Source organism: Synechococcus sp. PCC 6716, assembly GCF_022570815.1.
Lineage (GTDB): Bacteria > Cyanobacteriota > Cyanobacteriia > Thermosynechococcales > Thermosynechococcaceae > Thermosynechococcus > Thermosynechococcus lividus.
This window is the reverse complement of sequence record NZ_JAKLTU010000003.1, coordinates 45,747-62,319: the sequence shown is the minus strand read 5'-3', so window position 1 is coordinate 62,319 and position 16,573 is coordinate 45,747. Positions and strand designations below refer to the sequence as shown.

The 16,573-nt window shown below is 51.6% G+C and carries 15 protein-coding genes; 7 read left to right on the top strand and 8 right to left on the bottom strand.

What is annotated here, in order from left to right:
- Positions 1-170 precede the first annotated feature (170 nt).
- From L5220_RS04145 to thrC, 4 genes are all read right to left on the bottom strand, one after another.
- Complete coding sequence (locus tag L5220_RS04145) at positions 171-854, bottom strand: MvaI/BcnI family restriction endonuclease (RefSeq protein ID WP_499571811.1); 684 nt, start codon at positions 852-854, stop codon at positions 171-173.
- On the bottom strand, positions 851-1,777 hold the full coding sequence (locus L5220_RS04140) for a TRM11 family SAM-dependent methyltransferase (protein WP_499571809.1): 927 nt from the start codon (positions 1,775-1,777) through the stop codon (positions 851-853). Before L5220_RS04140 ends, L5220_RS04145 begins: the two co-directional genes overlap by 4 nt.
- A 306-nt stretch (positions 1,778-2,083) precedes the next feature.
- Complete coding sequence (locus tag L5220_RS04135; RefSeq protein WP_099799712.1) at positions 2,084-2,359, bottom strand: MoaD/ThiS family protein; 276 nt, start codon at positions 2,357-2,359, stop codon at positions 2,084-2,086.
- Between the two features lie 61 nt (positions 2,360-2,420).
- Positions 2,421-3,719 carry a threonine synthase gene (gene thrC, locus L5220_RS04130; protein ID WP_448525427.1) on the bottom strand — a complete coding sequence of 433 codons (1,299 nt, stop codon included), beginning with the start codon at positions 3,717-3,719 and terminating at the stop codon, positions 2,421-2,423.
- 182 nt (positions 3,720-3,901) lie between these two features.
- On the opposite strand from thrC, the gene L5220_RS04125 reads away from it, so the two are divergent.
- From L5220_RS04125 to L5220_RS04110, 4 genes are all read left to right on the top strand, one after another.
- The gene (locus L5220_RS04125) at positions 3,902-4,834 is read left to right on the top strand and encodes an ARPP-1 family domain-containing protein (RefSeq protein ID WP_499571806.1); all 933 of its coding nucleotides are present in this window, start codon (positions 3,902-3,904) and stop codon (positions 4,832-4,834) included.
- Between the two features lie 962 nt (positions 4,835-5,796).
- Positions 5,797-7,089 (top strand): serine--tRNA ligase, encoded by a 1,293-nt coding sequence (serS, locus tag L5220_RS04120; protein WP_499571804.1) that lies wholly within the window; start codon positions 5,797-5,799, stop codon positions 7,087-7,089.
- Positions 7,086-8,417, top strand: coding sequence for a UDP-N-acetylmuramoyl-tripeptide--D-alanyl-D-alanine ligase (locus tag L5220_RS04115; protein WP_499571801.1), 1,332 nt, complete (start codon positions 7,086-7,088; stop codon positions 8,415-8,417). The genes serS and L5220_RS04115 overlap by 4 nt, the downstream gene beginning before the upstream one ends.
- A 334-nt stretch (positions 8,418-8,751) precedes the next feature.
- Positions 8,752-10,521, top strand: coding sequence for a hypothetical protein (locus L5220_RS04110; RefSeq protein WP_499571799.1), 1,770 nt, complete (start codon positions 8,752-8,754; stop codon positions 10,519-10,521).
- On the opposite strand, the gene L5220_RS04105 is transcribed toward L5220_RS04110, so the two are convergent.
- Positions 10,518-11,348 (bottom strand): acyl-CoA desaturase, encoded by an 831-nt coding sequence (locus tag L5220_RS04105; RefSeq protein WP_099799718.1) that lies wholly within the window; start codon positions 11,346-11,348, stop codon positions 10,518-10,520. The two genes, L5220_RS04110 and L5220_RS04105, sit on opposite strands and share 4 nt — an antisense overlap.
- A 159-nt stretch (positions 11,349-11,507) precedes the next feature.
- Here L5220_RS04105 and L5220_RS04100 point away from each other — a divergent pair, with 159 nt between their 5' ends.
- Positions 11,508-12,731: a methionine gamma-lyase family protein gene (locus L5220_RS04100; protein ID WP_499571797.1), complete on the top strand. Its 1,224-nt coding sequence runs from the start codon at positions 11,508-11,510 to the stop codon at positions 12,729-12,731.
- 2 nt (positions 12,732-12,733) lie between these two features.
- Here the strand turns inward: L5220_RS04100 and L5220_RS04095 are convergent, their stop codons facing one another.
- Entirely contained in the window at positions 12,734-14,008 is a 1,275-nt protein-coding gene (locus tag L5220_RS04095) for a glycosyltransferase (protein WP_499571795.1), read from the bottom strand.
- A gap of 364 nt (positions 14,009-14,372) precedes the next feature.
- Between L5220_RS04095 and L5220_RS04090 the strand changes: the two genes are divergently transcribed.
- Together L5220_RS04090 and L5220_RS04085 are read left to right on the top strand one after the other, a co-directional pair.
- Positions 14,373-14,861, top strand: coding sequence for a DUF29 domain-containing protein (locus tag L5220_RS04090; protein WP_448513811.1), 489 nt, complete (start codon positions 14,373-14,375; stop codon positions 14,859-14,861).
- Positions 14,862-15,123: 262 nt separating this feature from the next.
- On the top strand, positions 15,124-15,612 hold the full coding sequence (locus tag L5220_RS04085) for a DUF29 domain-containing protein (RefSeq protein ID WP_499571792.1): 489 nt from the start codon (positions 15,124-15,126) through the stop codon (positions 15,610-15,612).
- 86 nt (positions 15,613-15,698) lie between these two features.
- On the opposite strand, the gene L5220_RS04080 is transcribed toward L5220_RS04085, so the two are convergent.
- Positions 15,699-16,142: a hypothetical protein gene (locus L5220_RS04080; protein ID WP_499571789.1), complete on the bottom strand. Its 444-nt coding sequence runs from the start codon at positions 16,140-16,142 to the stop codon at positions 15,699-15,701.
- 28 nt (positions 16,143-16,170) lie between these two features.
- Positions 16,171-16,542, bottom strand: a complete 372-nt coding sequence (locus L5220_RS04075) for a hypothetical protein (RefSeq protein ID WP_499571787.1) — start codon at positions 16,540-16,542, stop codon at positions 16,171-16,173.
- Positions 16,543-16,573 lie beyond the last annotated feature (31 nt).

Sequence of the window (16,573 nt, the reverse complement as noted above, 5' to 3'; positions counted from 1 at the left end):
ATCTCTTAAATCTCGCACTAGATACCAATGATTCTGGTGTAAATGACAACTTTTTTGTTGGCAACGTGGGCAAATCGCCTCGGTTGTCTTTGCTTCCACTATAAGAATCAATTCTCCCGCAACATCGGTATAATCTTCAACCTCAATTCCAGGTAGGTTTAGTAGATCAGTTAGAAGTAGCTGCATATCTTAGATTTCGTATAGCATGTTACATTAGCATACCAAGTCCGATAGACCCGACCATCTTCGGTTTTACTATCTGCAATAACATAAAAACAATTTTTGATTTTAGCCCCTATTTCATACTTCAAATCATCTAGACCCCAGTATGGCTCAGGATTGATTCCTTGCAAGCCAATTTTACTTTCTATTGATTTTAGCCAATCACGAATTTTTGTGTCTGATTTATCAGCTTGAGAAGGATCAAAAACAAATCTTAATTTTCCTTTTTCTCGATCCATAATTAATCTAAAACCTCGATTAGTAAATTCTGTTGCTTTCGTTGTCGAGCGAAAACTTTTTTCTGTAGCTGGATACTTGCTTCCTGCTTGTTTATGCTCCCATCCATAATAGGGCAATAAAATTTTAGAAACTATTTTTGCACCTCGTGGTGATGGCTCAATATGTTTGAGGGTTACTAATGATGATGTGTGATGTCGTTGCCCCTTCAGTTCCCATTCCTGCATATTTGGAATAGGTAGATTATTTTCCCGAAGCCCTAGTAAGGCTTCTAGAGTATTTCCTACGGCACCATCATTACGACTATTTTTCGTTTTTTTAACACTGCGATGCCACCCCTGAGCTGCAACCTGACGAATAAGGTCAACTAACTCAGTTTTGGTATACAGTCTCACTGAGGCGGTCTCCAAAAATCTAATAGATACTCAAAAGTGGTTCCCATTGTAATGTAATTACTAGGCCAGCCAAATATACCAACTTTATTAACAATGTTGGTTCTATCCCAGATAATCGTATTTCTGAGTTCATAGCCTCGCTTTCTTAACTCTTCAATCAGGGCTACATGAATGGTAATACGCTGATCTTCCCACCACATATCAGGAACATTGATCACACAGTGAGCTTTCGGCTTCAACAGTGGCAGAAGTGACTCAAAAATATCACCCATGGCTGTAGTATATTCTGCCAGAGGCATTGTTCCTAAGTCCCGCGTATCCTGTGAGTACTGCTCGATCTTGCCAAATTGTTCATTACGACGGTTTCTCCTAGACTTGTTCGTGCGCCTACGATTCAGTAGGTTAGCGTAGGGGGGAGATGTCCAAATCAAGCTAATCATTTCAGGCTCAAAGTAGTTAGGGATATTTCTAGCATCATCTTGCAAGGCTAGTTGTTGGGCTTGATTGAATAAATTATTAGCAGCTAGGCGTTCTTGGCATAACTGAATATATGTTGCATTCAGATCAAACCCAACAGCATTGCGATTTAGATCCTGAGCAGCAACAAGAGTGGTACCACTGCCAACAAACGGGTCGAGCACAAGTTCACCTTCATGGCTAAACAGGCTGATCACGCGCTTAGCAAGAACAATAGGAAAGGTTGCTGGATGTAAATTTTTATCACGAATATCTCTGCCTTCATAATTAAACTGCCAGACACCAAGCTGACACTTAATCCATTCTTTGGCACTGAGACAGTTGATATGATTTGCTGGACAAGAACAGGTTCGTGTATGCGCAATAGAAATCTTTTGCTGACTTTGAGGAACTGAGCTTAAGGAAGCAGCTAGCGCCGCCGGAGTATTCGTATTGGTGAGCAACATGACCTCTACAGTCAGTCAAAAAATTATGTTGGAACGTATCTTTTATTAATGTAGTATATAAACTATTTGCTAGCTCTTAGACGGTTGTAATTGTGGACAAACCCTTAAAGTGATCGCAAGCATTCAGGTGAGCCTAGGGATTGACAAATAGAACATCACTCATCCCATTGACTCGTTAGCCTCCCGTTTTTTGGGGGTCACCGGCACCTAGCGGAGCACTGTCCCTCGGACACCTCAGTAGCACGGGTCATCCCCGCTAGGCAGATAGGCGCAACAGCCAAGGAGGAGCATTCATCTAGTGATGTCTTAACCGCCAGCGATCGCTGGGATGATACTCACTTCATCACCATCCCTGAGGGGGGTTTCAATGCCATTGAGGAAGCGAATATCCTCATTATTTACATAAAAATTGACAAATCGCCGTAGTTGACCGCTGTCGTCACACAGACGTCCTTTGATGCCTGGGCAGTCCTGCTCGAGTTTTTCGAGTAGATCAGCAATGGACTGGGCATGGCACTCAAGGGTTGCCTGATCGCGGGTAAGTTTTTGCAAGGCGGTAGGAATTAAAACGGTAACAGCCATAGGTCTCTATAGGTCTCTAGTGTGAATGGAATGTTAATAGAACAAAAGACGACGAAAATATCTAAACCAGCACAGGTTGCCAGTCGAGTCGCTCAAGGGTGCGCGCTCGCTCCAGCGCCCGCTCGAAACTACTCAACTTCGGTTCAATGGTCAGGGGTTCGCCAACATAGTCTTGCACTGCTTCCTGAGTTTTTAGACCATTACCGGTGATATAGACGACGGTGACTTCCTCAGGGTCGATTTTTCCTGCTGCCACTAATTTCTGCAGGACGGCAATTGTGGTGCCCCCAGCGGTTTCGGTGAAGATGCCTTCAGTTTCTGCCAAGAGTTTAATTCCCGCCACGATTTCGTCATCGTTGGCGGACTCAATAGCTCCGTTGGTTTTGCGGGCAATATCAAGGGCATAAACGCCATCGGCAGGGTTACCAATGGCAATAGATTTAGCAATCGTGTTGGGTTTCACCGGTGAGACAAAATCTCGACCCTCGGCATAGGCTTGGGCAATGGGGGAGCAGCCCGCCGCCTGCGCACCACTACAGCGCACCGGTTTATCAGCCACTAACCCCACGTCGACAAATTCCCGGAAGCCCTTATAAATTTTTGTAAATAGCGACCCGGAGGCTAGGGGTGCGACAATGTGATCGGGCAACTGCCAGCCCAACTGCTCAATGACCTCATACCCTAGGGTTTTTGAGCCTTCGGAATAGTAGGGACGCAAGTTGATGTTGACAAAGCCCCAACCGTGGGTATTGGCTACTTCGGAACACAATCGGTTCACCTGATCGTAATTGCCTTGGACTGCCATCAGCGTGGGTGCATAAATCAGTGTCCCCAAGACCTTGCCCGATTCTAAGTCAGCGGGAATAAAGACGCAGCAGTCTAACCCCGCATGGGCGGCGATCGCCGCTGTGGAGTTGGCCAAGTTACCAGTGCTGGCACAGGACACCGTCGTAAACCCTAGCTCCCGTGCCCGCGTTAACGCCACGGATACCACCCGATCCTTAAAGCTGAGGGTGGGCATATTCACTGCATCATTTTTAATGTAGAGATGCTTTAGCCCCAGCCGTCGTGCCAAGCGACTTGCTTTGACCAATGGGGTCATGCCAGTGCCTAAGTCAATCGGCTCTGTGGACGTAACGGGTAAAAAGGGGCGGTACCGCCAGATGGACTGTGGCCCGGCTTCAATGGTGCTGCGACTGACGGCTTCAGACAACTGGCTGAGATCGTACTTGACTTCAAGAGGGCCAAAGCAGTACTCGCAGACGTGGATGGCTTGGGCTTCATACTCCGCTCCACACTCTTTGCACTGGAGATGGGTGAAGTAGGTATCGCTGGTTGCGGAAGTCAGGGTTGCGGTCATGGGTTCAGACGGCCTTAGACAAGTTGCTGACCATCCTAACAGGGGGCGATCGCCCTGTCAAATATACCCGACTAAAATAATCGGGTATTTATGATTTTTGTAAGCATCGACATTTGCAGAGTCTGCTGTATAGGAACTGATTTTGCTATGGATAACCGTTTGAAGTCGTAGAGACACTGAACATGGAAACACTGCAACAGCTACTGAAAAATATTGAATTGAGCACCCCCCAAATCTTTGGTGCATTGACGGTCATTCCCTTGGTGCGATCAGTCACAGGGTCTGCTGACTATTGGACGTTAGACGAAGCCATGGCTCATAACTGGGTGACGATCACTGAAGTTTCTGAAGCGGGTACCGTGCCTGAGCTATTGTGTAGCAACACTAGCGATCGGTCGGTTCTGTTGCTTGATGGCGAGGAAGTGGAAGGAGCAAAGCAAAATCGCATCTTCAACCTGACATTGCTAGTGCCAGCACATACGAACTTAAACATCCCCGTCAGTTGTGTTGAGCAAGGTCGTTGGCGTTATCGCTCCCGCACCTTCAAGACGGCGAAGCATACCTACCACGCCAGCGGCCGTGCCAAGAAAATTCAGCAAGTCACTCGTGCGTTGAAACAACAGGGACGACCGTATGCTGATCAGCACCAAATCTGGGCAGAGGTAGATGAGCATCTTGAAGTTCTTGAATGCGACTCCCCAACCTCTGCCATGGCGGATCTATACGCTCAAGAGTTGCCTAAGCTAGCAGACTATACAGCGGCTTTTCAGGCCATTACGAACCAAGTGGGGGCTATTTTCGCACTCAATGGACAGATTTGGGGTCTAGAGTTGTTTGACTTCCCCAGTACGTTTGCGCAATTGTTGCCTAAACTTCTCCCCAGCTATGCCCTTGAGGTGCGGGGTGTCCCTGACCCAACTCCCCTTGCCCCCCAAGCCGTGACAGACTTTCTTCAGAACCTGTCTCAAGCGGATGCAGAAACCTTCCCAGCCTTGGCCGAAGGACTGGATATCCGTCTCAGTAGCCCCACAGTAATTGGCAGTGCCCTTGTTGCTAAAGAGCGGGTGATTCACGTGAGTGCCTTTCCGAATACACTGGCCACTGAAACGTACTAGGCACAACAGCTAACACAGAAGTAAACTACTCCCGCTAAGCGCTAACGCGCTGTAGATGGGAGCTTTCAGTAGCCCTCAAGATATGCTCACTCAAAGAGCAAGACAATATCTCGGATCCTCTAGGCTGGTTTACAGACAGCCCCAAACGCTTGATCAGGTTTGCTCCATACTTGATTGGTCTGACTCTGGTGCTTCAGTCTTCAGTTGGATGTGCAGATAGACGTTGCCGTCTCGATGCTTGCAAAGCTGAGCCGAGGTTGGCTGACGCCCTTTGAGTGTGCCTCTTTGGTAATGGCCTGCATTCAACTTCACCTTCTCTGTGCCTTGAACTGTTGCAAGGCTAACCTGCCACTCCTTATCGTTGAAGGTAAACAGATCGTTGTTACAGTCCATACTGGTTGGTGCAAACCGTTTAACAGGCTTGCCTTTGAGTTTGGCAGTCTTACCGCCACACGAGCGCACGCCCTGAGCGCCATGTTGGCCACCAAGGAGAATGTCTCTTTGATGGTCTAGTCGGTCAAGGACTGAAGAGCGATTTTGTTGGTGAGTTTGGGATGGGTGTTGTCATTGACATAGTTGCACGCATCAGCAGACGCCTGAAGAGTTGCCGCCAGTTTGGACGCTTACTCAGGCCTAGGTTGAAGCTTTACAATGAGTGTCAGGACTTGTTTCATGGTTGGTACTTTACCACCACTGTGAAGATTGTCTAGAATGGCCAAGAGTATTACTGATTTCGGGGGTATCGAGCCGCACTTATACGCCTTTGGCGGAGCGAAGCTCGACAGCGCTCCTCCCCCCCTGACCGCCAAGCTTCGCTGTGGCGAGAGCACCTCGGAGGTCTAGGTGGTTATTGTGCCATCTTCTTCCTTAAGGCTCGCTGCAACTATGGGGATCGTCCTAGTCGTTGAGCCAAGCGCAGGTCTAGGGTAGGATGAATGCGGTCTATCGTTTATTGACGGCCTGTGATTGATCTCAAACAGCTTCGTGAGACTCCCCAAGCGGTGGGCGATCGCCTACGGCGGCGGCAAGGTGATTACGATCTTGAAACGATTCTTAAATTGGATGAGCAGCAACGCCAACTCGAGCAACAGCGCTCCCAACTACAGGCACGCAGCAACGAAATTGGTGCCCTTGTCGGCAAAAAAATCAAGGCAGGAGCCGATCCGCGCGATCCAGAGATTCAAGCCCTGAAAGCAGAGGCAAACGACCTGAAAAAAAAATTAGCCGATCTCGAACCCCGAGAGCGTAATCTCAAGGAGCAGCTAGAGGCACTGCTTCTAACCATTCCCAACCTGCCTAGTGACACCACCCCCCTTGGCCGCGATGAAAGAGATAATGTTGAAGTCCGTTGCTGGGGCGATGAATTCAAACCAAGCCATCCCTGTCAACCCCATTGGGAGGTTGCCACTCAACTGGGGCTGCTAGAGGTGGAGCGATCGGTGAAGGTGGCGCAAAGCCGCTTTGTTACCCTCGTGGGGATGGGGGCAGCGCTCGAGCGCGCCCTCATTCAGTTTATGCTGGATACCCATACCGCTCGGGGCTACGTCGAAATTCTGCCGCCTTTTTTGGTGAATACTGCCTCCCTAACGGCAACGGGGCAGCTCCCCAAGTTTGCCGAAGAAAGCTTTCGCTGCGCTGAGGATGATCTGTGGCTCATTCCCACCGCCGAGGTTCCTGTCACCAATTTTTACCGCGATGAAATTTTGTCAGCTGAGCAGTTGCCCATCTACCACTGTGCCTATACCCCCTGTTTTCGCCGCGAAGCTGGCAGCTACGGTAAGGATACCCGGGGGCTGATCCGCCTGCACCAGTTTGACAAGGTGGAGTTAGTGAAGTTTGTCCACCCTGAGACCTCCGCAGCAGAGCACGAGCAATTAGTGGCCGATGCCGAGTTTATTCTCCAAGCCCTTAAGCTGCCCTATCGGGTTATAGAGTTATGTACGGGGGACTTAGGGTTTGCGGCCATGAAATGCTACGACTTGGAGGTGTGGCTGCCTGCGGCCAACTGCTATCGCGAAATTTCCAGTTGCTCGAACTTTGGCGATTTTCAGGCACGGCGCGGCAAAATTCGCTTTAAGGGGGCAAAACAAAAGGGAACCCAGTTTGTGCATACCCTGAACGGCTCCGGACTGGCGGTCGGGCGTACCATGGCTGCGATTTTAGAAAATTACCAGCAACCCGATGGCTCTGTGGCTGTGCCCGAGGTGCTCCAGCCCTATCTGCGCTGCTCCCATTTAACCGGAACAAGGCTGTGAAGACAACGCTGGCGGCGATCGCCCAAGCTCTTGGTCAAACGGGAGACTGGCCAGAGCAACCCGTGACCGGCATTAGTACAGATTCGCGCCACGTGGCTGCTGGCAATGTCTTTGTGGCACTGCGGGGAGATACCTTTGATGGGCATCAGTTTGTGGCGCAGGCGGCAACAGCAGGGGCAACTGCCCTGATTGTCGAGGAACCTGTCGTTAGTCAGCTTCCCCAATTGCAGGTGGCCAATACCCTTGCTGCGTACCAACGCTTAGGGCAGTGGTGGCGCAAGCAGTGCCGCGCAGCCATTATTGCCATTACTGGCTCCGTGGGTAAAACCACCACTAAGGAAATGATTGCGGCCGTCCTCCGTCACTACGGCAGGGTTCTTAAAACTGAGGCCAACTTCAACAATGAGATTGGCGTTCCCAAAACCCTCCTGCAATTAGAACCTGCGCATGACTTTGCAGTGATTGAAATGGGGATGCGATCGCCCGGGGAGATTGCCCTCCTCAGCCAAATTGCCCAGCCCGATATAGCGGTGATTACGAACGTTGGCACAGCCCACATTGGCCGCCTTGGATCCCGGGAAGCCATTGCTGCGGCCAAGTGCGAACTCCTGGCCGAAATGCCCGCCACCAGCACCGCGATACTGAATGCCGATACTCCCCTCCTATTAGAAACAGCCAGTCGCGTCTGGTCAGGAACAACCCTCACCTACGGTTTAACCGCCGGTCAGCACCGCGGGGTCTATTTGCCGCCCCATACCCTCCAGATAGGGGATCACGCCTACACAGTTCCCCTTGCTGGTGCTCACCATGCCCTCAACTTTTTGGCAGCCTTAACGGTTCTCAGGGCGCTGGGGCTGAATCCTCAAGCGTTGCCACCGCAGCTAGAGCTACACTTGCCCGCGGGGCGGGGTGGCCGGTATCGGCTAGAACCAGATATTCTTTTACTGGATGAAACCTACAATGCTGGCCTCGAATCCATGGTGGCGGCACTCCAGCTCCTGCGTAGCCTGCCCGGACAGCGGTATTTGGCAGTGCTGGGTGCGATGCGAGAGCTAGGGGACTTCTCGCTTCCCTTTCATCAACAGGTGGGGGCAACGGTCGCCCAGTTGGGGTTCGATGGGTTATTGATTTTAGATGAGGGCGCTGAAGGGAAAGCCCTTGCCCAAGGAGCAGCAACGGTGCCAAGCCAGCAATTTGCTAGCCATGGGGGCTTAGTGGAGTATTTATTGACCCATCTGCAGCGGGGCGATCGCGTGCTGTTTAAGGCCTCCCATGCCGTTGCCTTGGATCGCGTTGTGGCAGAACTGCGGCAACGTTGGCCGCGTTGATAGTCCGCTGTTGTTGCGCAATTCTTCATCGGTCTATAGGGTGAAATTAGCGCCTATCTCCAAGGCTGTTCGGCTGGTGGTGTTGCTGAATGTGACTATGAATTGCCCTCATCCCCAACCCTTCTCCCCAAGGAAAAGGGCGCTAAGAGTCTTGTTCCCTCTCCGTTGGGAGAGGGCTAGGGTGAGGGCGGCAAAAGACTCAAACCTGAAAGTCATACTCCTATTCAGCTATTCAGCAACGCCTGGTTGGTTGACAGGAACATAATTGCGTACAAGAGTGAGTAGAAGAACTGGGCAAAACTGACCAATCGGCATCATAGCAATTTGAGAAGGTGTGGCAGTGACCATTCAAAAGCGACTGAGTTGGCGATCGCTAGGATTCGATTGGCTCCCCGTCATTCTGGGGAAGCGATCGCGCCTTAACTCTGTGTTACAACGGTTAGGGCTACACCATTGGCAGGTTGGCGCTATCTTGTCTCTGTGTGCGTCCCTCGGAATTTCTAGCGTTTCCCTATGGCTGCTCTTGCGGCAACCCAACACAGCGGGGAACTGCCAATTTGTGTTTTGGCCTTTTGCCTCAGCTGCCTTTCGGTTGTACTGTGCCCAAGCAGCAGCGGAGCAGCAACGCTTAGAGGATTTACTCTACGCCATTGACTTAATTGACAACTTGCCGCGAGATCATCCCCTTGCCCCCGAAGTTAACCGCCGCCTCGAAGTGTGGTCGGATCAGGTGTTGGCGCTAGCGAATGCTGCCTTTCATGAGGGGCAACTCAGTCGAGCCATTACCTTTGCCCGCCGTATTCCCCGCCATGTCCATGCCTATGGCAAAGTTGAGGCGCAAATAGCCCGTTGGCAAGAGATTTGGCAAGAGGGGGAAGGGATCTACCGCCGTGCCGAAACTGCCCTGAAAAACCTTGAGTGGCGCGAGGCGTTTGAGATTTCTCTACAGCTCCAGTTTGTCGAGTGTCGCTATTGGTCACAGGAGCAGTTTGGTGCCTTTAACCAGCGGATTATTCGGGCTCAAAAAGAGGATCGGCAACTGGATGAGGCGCGAGCCTTGATGGCGCGAGGTGGTGCCGATAACCTTGCGGCTGCCATTACCATTGTCCGTCGCATTCCTAGCAGCAGCGATGTATATCCTGGGGCGCGGCGACTCATCAATGAACTGGGGGAACGCTTGCTCCAAGAAGCCATGGCTGCTCTTGAGCGCTACGAAGCGGCAGAGGCGCGGCGCATCGCCCGGCTCGTTCCCAATGATGTTAGCAGTGTCAGGGCAGCCCAAGATGTGGTGAAGCTAGCAGCGGCTGAGGAGTTAGCCCAGGCAGGGATGGGGGCAGACATCGGCAGTGCGATCGCCCAAGCGCGCACCATTAGTGCCCAGCGTCCTCTTTACTTTGATGCTCAGCGGGCAATTCGTCGATGGCAAACGGATCTGAAGGTATTGCAAACCCTAGCAGAGGCGCAGGCCATTGCCCGCAGTGGCGACATTGGCCACCTCCGCCAAGCGATTGCGATGTTGATGATGCCCCTCACGGAGGCCAGTCCCTACCGCCAAGAGCAAATCCGTACCCAGCAGCGGATTTGGCAGCGGCAAGTGGAAGTTGCTGAAGATCAGCCACTGTTGGATCGCGCGAATGCGTTTGCCCGCCTCGGAACACCTGAAGGGTTGCTGCAAGCACGGCAACTTCTAGAGCAAATTCGCCCGAATCGCGCCCTGTACGAGACGGCTCAAAACCGTATTGCTGAACTGTTTCCGGCAACACCTACAACCACTGAGGCTTGGATCCCTGATGTGGATACCCTGCGGCTCAGTCAAGCCCAAAATCGTGCCCGGGGTGGGCGACCGACGGATTTTGCTGCGGCGATCGCCATTCTCCAAGAGATTTCCCCCGAGGCCACGATTTTCCCCGAAGCTAATCAGCTACGTCTAGAGTGGGGGCACAATATTCTAGAGCAGGCACGCTACTGGGTGGGGCGCGATACCGCTGAGGCGATCGCCACCGCAGAACTCATTCCCCAAGGCCATCCCCTCTATCCTGAGGCTGCTGAACTCATTGCCACATGGCGGCAGATCATGAGCCAACAACCGCCGATGTCGCCTTAGCGAGAGGTACTCTCCACTAGCCGGATCTTTTTGGCTAACCCCACGGCTTGGAGAGCACGAATGGTGATCCAAGTAATGTCAAATTCCCACCATTGCAGACCGTGGCGAGCCGAGTGAGGATAGGTGTGGTGGTTATTGTGCCAGCCTTCGCCAAAGGTGAGCAGGGCAACCCACCAGCAGTTCGTGGAGCGATCGCCAGAGTCAAAGGTACGGTAGCCAAATTTATGGGTTGCACTATTGACAAACCATGTTAGGTGATATACCAACACCAAACGCACAAAAACTCCCCACACCACAAAGGGTAAGCCCCCCCAAAGGTAGAGCAACACCGCTAAGACCACTTGCAGCGGCACAAAGTACTGATTGAGAAAGCGATAGATAGGATCGCCGTTAATATCCTTCGTGAGGCGTTCCACCTCAGCTTTAGCGGGTATGGTCACCAGCATCCACCCCATGTGCGACCACCAAAAGCCCCGTTGAGAATTATGCTGATCCTGTTCTTGATCGGAGTGCAGGTGATGATTGCGGTGCAGCCCGACCCACTCAATCACGCCACCCTCACAGGCTAAGCTGCCGCAAAACACAAAGAAATATTCTAGCCATTTCGGGCACTGGAAACTGCGGTGAGTCACTAACCGATGCCAGCCAAGGGTAATGCCTAAACCGCCGGACACCCAGTAAAGGACAGCACACAAAATCACTGCCTCAACGGAAAAAAACTTTGGCACAACGGCCAGTAACGCACCCACATGGACAACAACCATAAATAGAATCACCCCCCAATTAAGACGTGAGGGGGGTGTGGGCACAACGGAAACAGATGTCATACAAATCTCTTTTTTCAGTGATAACAAGCCCTGTTATAGAGACACCCCGTTTCCGGGGTCTATTTCAGGGATAATAGCGGATGGGCTTGCTTGAAGCCCCGATCGCCTGAAGGACAGGCAATCGCCAGACATTAAGTTCAGGAGAGTTGTGTCCTCACTGTGACAGCTAACATCCTTGCGGCAGCGGAGCAAGCCCTGTCTCCTATTTTTTCCGAGATTGATAGCCGCGTCAAGCAAAATTTAGATCGGGTTTTACGCTCATTTCGCAATCAACGGGTAGGGGTGCACCACTTTAGCAGCATGACTGGCTACGGCCACGGTGATCTTGGGCGCGAGACCCTCGATCGGGTGTTTGCTGAGGTGATGGGGGCAGAAGCCGCCTTGGTACGGGTACAGTTTGTGTCTGGAACCCACGCGATCGCCACCGCTCTGTTGGGGCTGCTGCGTCCGGGAGATGAACTGGTTGCCCTCGCAGGCGCTCCCTACGACACCCTCGAAGAGGTCATTGGTCTGCGGGGACACGGGCAAGGCTCCCTCAAGGACTTCGGCATCCACTATCGCGAAATTCCCTTAGACGGAAATGGGGAGCCGAACTGGGGGGCGATCGCCACCTGTGTAGAGCCACAGACGCGGATGGTGCTGATTCAACGCTCCTGTGGTTATACGTGGCGACCCAGCCTCAGCCTTGATCAGATGGCCAAGATGATTCAACTGGTCAAGGCACAAAATCCTGCTGTGATTTGCTTTGTCGATAACTGCTACGGCGAATTTGTCGAGACCCAAGAACCCACCCACGTAGGGGCGGACTTAATGGCTGGTTCCCTCATTAAAAACCCCGGCGGTACCATTGCCCCAGCGGGCGGTTATCTCGTAGGCAACGCCGCCCTCATCGAACAAGCAAGTTATCGGCTCACAGCCCCCGGCATTGGCCACGAGGGGGGAGCCACCTTTGACCAAAACCGACTCCTGTTCCAAGGTCTATTTTTAGCACCGCAGATGGTGGGCGAAGCCCTCAAGTGTAGCTACCTGCTAGGGTATGTCTTTGATCAATTGGGCTATGCAGTCAATCCACCGGCGCTTGCCCCGCGCCGCGATGTCATCCAAGCAATTGCTTTGGGCAGTCCCGAGAAACTAATTGCCTTTTGCCGCACGTTGCAGCGCTACTCCCCCATTGGTTCCTACCTTGACCCAGTGCCCGCGCCCATGCCCGGCTATGCCGATGAGCTAGTGATGGCGGGGGGCACCTTTATTGATGGCAGCACGGCAGAACTCTCTGCTGATGGCCCACTGCGCTCCCCCTACATTGTCTTTTGCCAAGGCGGTACCCACTGGACTCATATGGCCTTAATTCTGGAGGCGCTCCTTGCAGATAAAACGCTGTAGCCTCAACCGACCTGTTGAGGGGGCGCGATCGCTTCCCACTGGCTAAGAATATCCGCTTCAAACGCCTCTTGCCACGAGGGGCAAGTGCGCTGAGTTATCGCGTGAGCCGCTGTGCCCATCCGCTCGCGATAGCTAGGATCGGTGAGCAAGGGTGCAATGGCTGCTGCCCACACCTGCGGATCACGGCTGAAAACAACCACACCATCGACTCCCGATGCATCCACGTACTTGCGCCCCCCATCAAACCCTGAAATCACAACAGGTAGCCCCGCTGCTCGCGCCTCAACCACCACATTGGGACCTGTTTCCGACTCTGAAGGAAACACAAACACATCGCTGCTGGCGTAGATCGCCCCTAGTTTCTCTTGGGGTACTTTGCCCGTCAGGGTCACCCGATTCCCTAAGCACGCCTTGACCTCCCTGTCCTGTGCTCCTTCCCCCACCACTAACACGTGGAAATCATAGCCCTGCCTAGCTAACTCCATTGCCGCTGCTGCCATCAGCAAGACGTTTTTACTGGCATCTACCCGCCCCACAAACAGTAGGATGGGAACATCAGGGAGGTGATATTCTTCCCGTAGCCACTGCGGTTGACGCCAACGCGGATGAAAGCGATCGCGATCGATGCCCCGGCGGAACCAATACACCCGTTCCTTGGGTAAAAAACTCATCAGCCACTCATAATCCTGCTGCCGCGAAACAAGAATGCGATCGCTAGCACGCATAAATCCCGCGAGCTTTCGCTCGGCTCGCCGACTAAACCACTGGTCAACCTTCAGTTGCTCCAGCCATAGCCATTGCCATAGCTTGCTGCCCCAGCTACGGCCACTCATACGCAGGATAATTTCCCGGGAATAGGTGCGCGTTAGTAACGGTAAATCGGTATGGATTGAACTCAGTAGGGGGCGGCGCTGCTGCTGGCAAAAACGGCGTACCGTTTGCGCAAAGCTAAAGGTATCGGTGAGGTGAAAGACATCGTGCTCAGCTAGATGCCGCCATAGCTCCCAATGAAACGGTGCGACATCTGTCAGTCCTGCCCCTTGGCGCAAGATTTCAAGGCGCTGCGTGCTGAATTGGGGTCGCAGCAAGCGGTAACGTACATTGGCAGCTAGGTCAATGGTTTGTGCCGTTGCCCCCAAAAAGTAAATCGTCAGATCAACACGTTCTGGATACTGGGTGGCGGCTTCAGCAAAGCGTTCCCAGCATTTGACGTGCCCCCCAGCATTGGGCTGCCATTCCAAGCAGATAAAAACAGCAACCGATAGCGGCGGTTTCAAGCCCCTCTCCTGAAAGATTGCACCTTAGTAAAACCAACAAGAACCCTTCACTGTCAATCTATGATGGAAGTATCTATAGATTGAAGCGCGAGATAAGTTGTAGCGATAGCCCATGGTACCATTCTTTTTCGCTGAAGCCTGAGCCATTCTGTTGCCAGCACCAAAGCGATATTGCCGTTTGTAGTGGCCGCATTTAGTGAGCCTCTAGCCGTAACAGAGCAGTTGGAGTGAGGGCTAATGCGATCGTTGACGGTCAAGGTGAATCTGATTGGTATTGAGCCGCTGTCTGATAGGGGCACGGGTTTTACGCTGCGTGTAGTGATTTTTCTCAATACAATACAGATCTAAATGGAGGCACTCAGCTATGGAACCTCAAGTTAAGGCTAAACCCACGTCACTATACGATGAAGATTACCAACGTTGGTTAGATCAAACGGTTGCTCAATTGAAAGCGCGCAACTTTAGTGATCTTGACTTGGAAAATTTAATTGAGGAGATTGAGAGCTTGGGCAGACGTGAGAAACATGCAATTTCAAGCTATCTCATGCGCTTATGTGAGCATCTCCTCAAAATTAAGTATTGGGAATCTGAACGAGAGATGTGCTTGCGAGGTTGGAAACGTGAGGTCATCAACTTCAGATTGCAAATTCAGGAGGAGTTGGAAGTCAGTCCTAGCTTGAAGTCGTTTTTACAGGATGTTTTCCGTAAACAATATAAAAATGGTAGAAAGCTTTTTCTCAATGCAAGTGAGTTGAATGCCTACTTGATTCCTGAAGAGCCGGTATTTTCATTGGAGCAAGCCCTAGATGAAGACTGGCTCCCTTGGCCGCCAGAATCGTCTTCTCGTTCGTAGCGATCTCAACAACAAATAAAGGTGTTACTACAACCTTGTGCCTTAATCATGTCTCAACTCACATGCCCAACTGTCCAATGCACACGGGGCAAGGATGGTGTCCACGAGATGGATATTGTGGGGTCTGCGATGCCGATCCAAGAGTGTCAGGGCAAGGTAGATCTGATTTATATCGACCCGCTGTTTGATGTAGGTGCAGATTTTTCGAGGCGTGTGATATTGGCAATCAATACAATGAAGCAACTGATGGAGGTGAGGCACTATGGAACCTCAAGTTAAAACTAAACTCACGTCACTATACGATGAAGATTATCAACGTTGGTTGGATGAAACGGTTGCTCAATTGAAAGCACAGGATTTTAGCAATCTTGATCTGGAAAATTTAATTGAGGAGATTGAGAGCTTGGGGAGAAGTGATAAACGAGCCATTTCCAGCTACCTGATGCGATTATGTGAGCATTTTCTAAAGCTCCGGTATTGGAAATCCAAGCGAGAGATGTGTTTTAGAGGGTGGGATCTAGAGATTACTAATTTTCGTTTGCAGATTCAAGCCATTCTCGAAGATAGTCCCAGCCTCAAAAATTACCTCAATGACCAGTTTTTATCTGCCTATGGCAATGCTAGAAAGCTTTTTCTGAAAGCAAGCCAACTGGAGTCCCAAGAAGTTCCTGATGAGCCAGAATTTTCGTTGGAGCAAGCCCTAGATGAAGACTGGCTCCCTTGGTCACCAGAATCGTCTTCTCATTCGTAGCGATCTCAACAACGAAATTACAGGGTCTGCGTTGATGTTGAACTGAAGTAGTGGCCTCAAAGCAAGTTGCTAGGTCTCTAATTCCATCAGGCTATGTTAGGGGGAAGGCTCAACGTGCTGCGAACTTGAGCTAGCAGTGACTCACGACTGACTTCCCAACCCTGCTCGCCATTGGGACGCTCTAACACAATCAGGCTATCTACGGGGTCGGCAGCTAAGAGTTGAAACAGCAGTGGAATAATGGGCATTTCGACAACAACGAGTTGGCGATCGCCCTCACGATGGGCATTTGCCATCTCAGCACTACCGTAGGCGTGAATGACCACTTTTTGGTGGTAGGGGGGATGGCGCTCTTCAAGGGTAATAATCTGCCACTGGCCATCCTCGGTTTGCAGCACATAGTACATGGTCTGCTGGTAGCGTTGGGCTTCCTCTAGGAGGATAGGGGCGATCGCCTGTACCGCCGCAATTGTTGCCGGGTCGTCTGGGGCGTTGGCAATTAATTGGTTAACTTGGGTGGCTAAATCCACACCGCCTCCTTGGATTGAGTGGCACGACCTACTTTTTCGCGTCAAGGGCATCAAGGTCAAGGGCTTGGGAGCCACCCGTACCCAAAATGGTCAGCAGCTTGCCCAGTTGGTACCACACTAAAATGGCCGTGGCAACCGTCAGCCCAAGGGCGATCGCTATGCTCAGCCGTGCAGGAAAGCCATAGGTCCATAGCCCTGCACTCAAAAATAACCAAATTCCTAAACAAATACCTAAGTAAGGTACCTGTAGCCGGGAACCGCGAAGCTGACTGAGAATACGCGTTGAGCGACTACGGTTCCACTCCTGCACACTTTGTTTCAGGGTGGCCTCAAAAGCCTTGCCACTGGCCAACCCTATAAAAATTCCGGCAAGCAGCACTACAATGGGTGGATCAAACACAACAATAACCTGTCCTTACTGCATTAGCGAG